The following is a 6540-nucleotide window of genomic DNA, read 5'->3' on the forward strand; positions in this document are numbered from 1 at the left end:
GTTCAAGGGCAGAAACTCTAATGACCGTTGAAAGATTGAATCCAGTTCATATCCCGCTTAATGGCGTGCATCTCATTGAGGCCAGCGCCGGAACCGGAAAGACCTATAGTATCACAGGTCTCTACGTACGCCTGTTGATTGAAGAACAGCTTCGTTCGGAAGAGATACTTGTTGTTACTTACACGGAGGCTGCCTGTAAGGAACTTCGTGATGCGATCAGATCCAGGGTAAGTGATGCCTTCCGACTTTGCAAAGGTCGTCAGGAAGGTGAACAGGATGGTTGTATTAACGACAGCTTTCTTGAAGAGTTGTTCGACAACTATGAAAAACAGGGCAAGGATTTTAGCCGTCTATCCTCTCTTTTGCGTTTGGCAATTACCGAGTTTGATCTGTCTGCCATCTATACGATTCATGGTTTTTGTATGCGTGTTCTGCAAGACTATGCCTTTGAAACTGCTTTTCCTTTTGAGACCGAGTTTGTTGAAAACGACAGCCAACTGCTTCAACAGATCATTGATGATTATTGGCTAGAAAATTCACCGCGCTGGCATCCACTGTTTGCGGCATATTTATGTCACAGTAAATGGTTCCCCGATACGCTCATAACCCTGATTGCCAAACTGTTGAAAATCGTCATGGTTGCCGGCCCAGAGGCGATCAGCTTTTCATCAAGGCTGGATCCATATACTATTGATGGCGTAGCGTTGTCTCGGCTGGCAGAGTTATGGGCTGCCAAACGGCAGATCCTGGTTGATATGTTGGAATCTTCTGCCGCTTTGGGTAGGGCTGAGAAGAGTTACCGAATAGATAATCTTGAGCGCTGGTTTGCTGAACTTGATCAGTATTTTTCGGATGACTCAAGCCTGCTTCCTCCAATTAATGCGCTTAATAGGCTCTCTACCGGCGCCTTACTGGCCAGCGCCAGAAAAGGAAAAGAGGACAGTCTTCCCCGGCATGATTTTTTTGATTTATGCGATCAAATAACGGTCAACCTTGATGCGGCTAAAAATGGCTTTCTAGGTATGTTGCTCGAGCACTGCCAGCGAAGGCTTCATAGCTTAAAACTGGAGAGCGGCCTAATCTCGTTTGATGACCTGTTGACTGGTGTACGCGACGCCCTTCGACGTCCGAACACAGGGCAAAAATTTGCAGCAGGAGTAGGCCGGAAGTATCCTGTTGCCTTAATAGATGAGTTTCAGGATACAGATCCTGTGCAGTATGAGATTTTTGAAACGATCTACCTGGCCGGTCATGGCCAGGGACTGTTTCTGGTGGGAGATCCCAAACAGGCGATTTATGGATTTCGCGGCGCTGATATCTTTGCCTATTTAGCAGCAGCCAAAGCTCAAGTCGCCAACGTTCATTCGCTGACAGTTAATTGGCGTTCAGAGCCGGGATTGATCAGGGCCTGTAATTGCCTGTTTGAAAAAGATCATCTGCCCCCCTTTATTCTGCCTGACATTGAGTTTAGAAGCGCCGAGGCGCCACCACAGCAAAGAAGAATACTGCAGATCGATTCGGCTCTTTCTGCCCCGATGACGCTGGCCGTTTTTGCCGAGCAGCCTGGTATAGATGAGGCCCGGGAATTTGTCTCTACCTGGCTTGCAAGTCAGATTGCTATCCTGCTTTCCGGTTCATCGGGTAATAAGGCACAATTTGTTGAGCCGTCGGCTGATGGCTCTGTTAAATATACGCCCCTTGCCGCAGCTGATATCGCTGTTTTGGTTCGTAGTCACAAGGAGGGGCAGATTGTTAAAACTGCCCTTGCCGCACAGGGTGTGTCTGCGGTTGTGCAGGCCAGGGAAACTGTTTTTCATGGTCAGGAGGCGCGTGAGATCGAACTTCTTCTTGAGGCGGTGCAGGAGCCTTTTAATGAAAGATGTCTGCGGGCGGCTCTGACGACCAGTCTGCTCGGCGTAACGGCAAAAGACCTGTCTGAGATGGAGGAGAATGAACAATGGGATGAGTGGCTTCAGCGCTTTGCTGATTATAATCATGTCTGGTTGGAGCGCGGTGTCGCGCCCATGCTGTATGAACTTTTTAATAAAGAAAAAAGTTTTGTGCGGATCAGTAAACGTTTTGATAGTGAGCGCCAGTTGACTAATGTTCGGCACTTAGTTGAACTGCTTCAGCAGGCAGAGCATGAGAAGGGGTTGAACCCGCAAGCGCTGATAAAATGGATGAAGGATAATCGGCATGATCCGGATCAAGGAGATGCCAGCCAGATCCGGCTTGAAAGTGATGAGAATCTGGTGCAGATCGTTACTATCCACAAATCGAAAGGGCTGCAATATCCGGTTGTCTTTTGCCCATTTCTTTGGGATTCACGGCTAACCAACCCGAAAACTTCTGACTATGTTGTTTACCATAATGAACAGGGCAGGCTCTCTGTTGATTTTGATACGGCGGATTTCGACGATAATTTATTGATTCAGCAGAGGGAGGAGCTGGCCGAAGAGTTGAGGCTGCTCTATGTGGCAGTTACCAGGGCTCAGCACCGATCTATTATTAACTGGGGCAGGGTGTTTTCCAGGAATAAATGCCGAACAGCAACGTCAGCGCTGCAATACCTGCTTAATGATCTTGCCGGAGAACTTCCCAAAGGCAACAATCTCGTTAAGGCCTTGCAAAGTTTTTTCGAGAGCTACTCTGCTGAACAGTGGCGTGAATTTTTACTCGAGCTACCCACGAGATCTGACGGCTGTATTCAGCTGCTGAACATCAGCGAACAGCCTGAGGTTTTCGCCATTAAACCAGCTCAGACTGTTGAACTTGCACCGGCTAAGGTCTTTACTAAAAACTTTAATTATTCTTCCGGTATTCATAGCTTCTCTTCGTTGCATTCTCATGCCGGCTCGTTTGAGGCGGAAGCACCCGATCATGATCAGAATCACCAGGTAGTTGAAAATCGTATTCCCCCTTCAGCTGAGACCATGGACATGTTTGCCTTCCCGAAGGGGGCCAAGGCCGGCAGTTGCCTGCACGCTATTCTGGAAAAGTTGGATTTTCAGGAGAGTGCTGAAGGTGTAATTGGCGAACTTGTCGAGGAGCAATTAAGCTTTTACGGTTTTGAGCAGACCTGGGGAGCTGTTGTTACAAAATTTCTTACTGAAATGGTTCGGGTAGAACTCGAATGTCAAGCCGGGAATTTCTCACTGAATATGATCAGCCGTAAACAGCGTCTGGATGAGATGGAGTTTCATTACGTTTTGCCGGCCGCATCAGAGTTCAAGCTCCGTGAAATCTTTTACAATGACCAGCATGCCAAACAATCCGGGTCATCTGCCCTTGAAAGTTATATGAAGGGTTTTATTGATTTACTTTTTATCTGGAATGACCAGTTTTACATCGTAGACTATAAATCAAATTTTTTGGGAAATTCGCACACAGATTATCAGCGTGATTTGCTTAAACCAGTTATGGAAACAGCTGGCTACGACCTGCAGTACCGAATTTACACGATTGCTCTGCATCGGTATTTATCAACCCGTTTACCTGGGTACTCCTATGAGAAACATTTCGGTGGGGTCTATTATCTGTTTTTAAGAGGGATGAATCCTCAATGTGGCACCGAATTTGGGGTGTATTTTGACCGGCCAGCCTGGACTGAGATCGAGCAGATCAACGCACAGTTGCTGAACGCCTGAAAAACCGACCAAAACCATGAAATCTACACTTTTTCACCATTTTTATAAGTTCTTTAAACGACTTGATCCTTCGGCGGGTGAACTCGTCTGGTTGAGCGGGGCATTCGTTGTCCAGCTCAGTCAAGAGGGTCATTCCTGTCTACCGTTGGCTGATTATGCCAATAAAAGGTTGTTTGATGATACCGTAGACCTGGATACGCCGAACTTCATAATGCCGGGTCTTGAAGAGTGGCAGCGAGTGTTGGTTGCAAGCAGGCTTGTGGGGGCGCCTGACGGTGCGGTTACGCCGCTTACTTTGGAGGCTGGAGCCCGGTTATATCTAAGCCGCAACTATGACTATGAGACAAGACTAGCCTCGGAAATTTTAAAGCGGGTTAGCCGAAATGGCTATACTTTTGACGCAGTTAGACCTGCACTTGGCCTTTTATTTCAAGAAGTGCCGGAGAACGAAACAGATTGGCAAAAGGTCGCAGTAGCCGCTGCAGCCTTGAAAAAGATATGTATTATCTCAGGAGGGCCAGGGACAGGTAAAACATTTACTGTTGTCAAGATTATCACTCTTCTTAAGTTGCTTGCGCCGGATAAAAAGATGCGCTTTGGCCTGGTTGCTCCGACTGGTAAGGCCGCCAGCCGACTGCATGAATCAATTCAGGAAAGTGTACAGAAACTCCCCCAGGATATAAGCAGGCTTCTTGATGAACTGCCGGAGGCGCAGACAATACATAGGCTGCTCGGCACGAAAAGACATTCGCCTTATTTTAGGCATAATAAAGACAATCCTTTGCCCCTTGATGTGCTGATTGTTGACGAAGTCTCAATGGTGGATCTGGCCATGATGGTTAAATTGCTTGAAGCCATGCCCGAATCCGGAAGGGTTATCTTGCTGGGAGATAAGGATCAACTGTCATCTGTGGAGGCTGGACGTGTTTTGGCAGATATTTGTGAAGGTGCTGCGAATACTTTTTCGCCCGGCTTTGCAGAACAGCTTGATCGTGCAGGGGCAGCGCGCCTTAATACTCTTCTTGTCAGCTCTGCGGCAGGGGCAATTGTGGACTGTCGAGTGGTTTTAGAAAAATCATATCGTTTTGCCACCAGTAGTGCGATTGGCCGGCTGGCACGAAATGTTCTGGCGGGCAATGTTTCTGAGGCAAGTACCGTACTTAAAGATCAAAACACCCTTGTCGAAACGGTCAGGTTCGATATCGACCAGGAACATCTCTCAGCACAAATCTGTACCGGGTTTGCGGCCTACCTTAATGAGAAAACACCCATTAAGGCTTTGGCATATCTGAAATCATTCAGATTGCTGTGTGCACACAGGCATGGAACCTGGGGGGTGGAACAGCTGAATCAGTGGGTTGATTAGGTGCTTGTTAGTAAGAGACTGATCGTGAAGCAGGGGGAATGGTATGAGGGCAGACCGGTTATGATAACCGGAAATCATTATGCGCTGGGTCTGTTTAATGGCGATATTGGTTTAGTTCTAAGCGATGACCAAGGACTCTTGCGGGTCTGGTTTGAAACAAGTCGGCAGCAGGTTCGATCTTTTTCAACAGCCCGCATACCTGCCCATGAAACAGCCTATGCCCTGACGGTCCATAAGTCGCAGGGGTCGGAGTTTGATCATGTTATTCTTGTTCTACCCGAACAATCATCTCGACTTGTTACCAGAGAACTTCTGTATACAGCTATAACCAGGGCCAAGAAGAGTTTTGAGCTTTGGGGCAGCGTGGATGTTTTTAATGATGGGGTCAGAAAAATTACACAGCGCAACACCGGTCTATCGGAAAAACTGTCGGGTGCGCATTGAAGATGACAAGGTACTTTTTTGTGCGCGTGATATGTGAAAAAATTTAAAAAAATATTTATTGAGATTACCAACAACTGTAACCTCTCATGCAGCTTCTGCCACCGCAGCAAAAGAGCCAAGGCCTATATGCCGCCGGAAGAGTTTTCCGTGATCATCCGGCAGGCGAAGGCGTTCACCAGCTATATTGCCCTGCATGTACTGGGTGAGCCTTTACTGCACCCTGATCTTGGCCGATTGCTGGCTGATTGCCATGGGCAGAATCTGGCAGTCAATCTGACCACCAACGGGACCTTGCTGCATAAACGGCAGCAGATTCTTTTTGAAAGTCCGGCAGTACGCCAGCTCAATATCTCTCTGCATAGTGGTGCTGAGATAGATGCAGGCGCAGGGCTTTCTCAATATCTGGCTGGAATTTTCGATTTTATCGACATGGCCAGGACTGCCAGACCGATCTATATCAGTTTGCGACTCTGGAATGTGACAGAGGAAAGAACTTCGATTTCTCCCCACGATGAGTTTATTCTGCGAGAAATTGAAAATTTTTTTCACTTGCCGGTACGAGTTGCTGAAGGTGTAACTCCCGGCCATGGCATCACTTTGGCCCCAAACATATTCTTAAGTCGGAATGCTCGCTTTTCCTGGCCGCATAGCCTGGTCCCAGAGTTGAGCAGTTCAGGGTTTTGCCGGGGATTGCGCGACCATGTGGCGATTTTGGTCGACGGAACAGTCGTGCCCTGCTGTCTGGATGCCGAGGCGGATATTAAGCTTGGTAATATCCACGAACTTTCTTTAGCTGACATACTTAGGTCGTCACGGGCCTCTGCGATGTATGAAGGATTTTCTCAAAGGCGGTTGCTGGAATCCCTTTGCCGCAGGTGCAGTTACCGTGAGAGTTTCTGACTTCACAAAATCCCCCTGAATTCCCCTTTCTACAGGGGGACTCAGGGGGATTTTTCGTAAATATTCGGCTTGAGCTAAAAACAGTTAAGTAGTAACATTTCCTCCTTAGCGGGTGTTTTTCCTCAGCCCCAAAGGGGCGTAACATACTAGCCCAGGGCAACGCCCTGGGATATAGGAACATAT

General features: G+C 47.8%; 4 protein-coding genes. All 4 read left to right on the plus strand.

Annotated elements, in window-relative coordinates:
* Positions 1-3647, plus strand: a 3647-nt coding sequence (recB, locus tag HQK80_14485) for an exodeoxyribonuclease V subunit beta (protein MBF0223406.1), incomplete at its 5' end; no start/stop codon positions are given.
* 16 nt (positions 3648-3663) lie between these two features.
* Positions 3664-5013, plus strand: a complete 1350-nt coding sequence (recD, locus tag HQK80_14490) for an exodeoxyribonuclease V subunit alpha (GenBank protein ID MBF0223407.1) — start codon at positions 3664-3666, stop codon at positions 5011-5013.
* 24 nt (positions 5014-5037) lie between these two features.
* Positions 5038-5457 carry an ATP-binding domain-containing protein gene (locus HQK80_14495; GenBank protein MBF0223408.1) on the plus strand — a complete coding sequence of 140 codons (420 nt, stop codon included), beginning with the start codon at positions 5038-5040 and terminating at the stop codon, positions 5455-5457.
* Between the two features lie 33 nt (positions 5458-5490).
* Entirely contained in the window at positions 5491-6357 is an 867-nt protein-coding gene (locus tag HQK80_14500; protein MBF0223409.1) for an SPASM domain-containing protein, read from the plus strand.
* Positions 6358-6540: the final 183 nt, after the last annotated feature.

Source organism: Desulfobulbaceae bacterium (assembly GCA_015231515.1).
GTDB lineage: Bacteria > Desulfobacterota > Desulfobulbia > Desulfobulbales > VMSU01 > JADGBM01.

Bases quoted from the DNA above. Each gene is read 5' to 3' on its own strand.
- recD (MBF0223407.1), top strand. From the start codon at position 3,664: ATGAAATCTACACTTTTTCACCATTTTTATAAGTTCTTTAAACGACTT.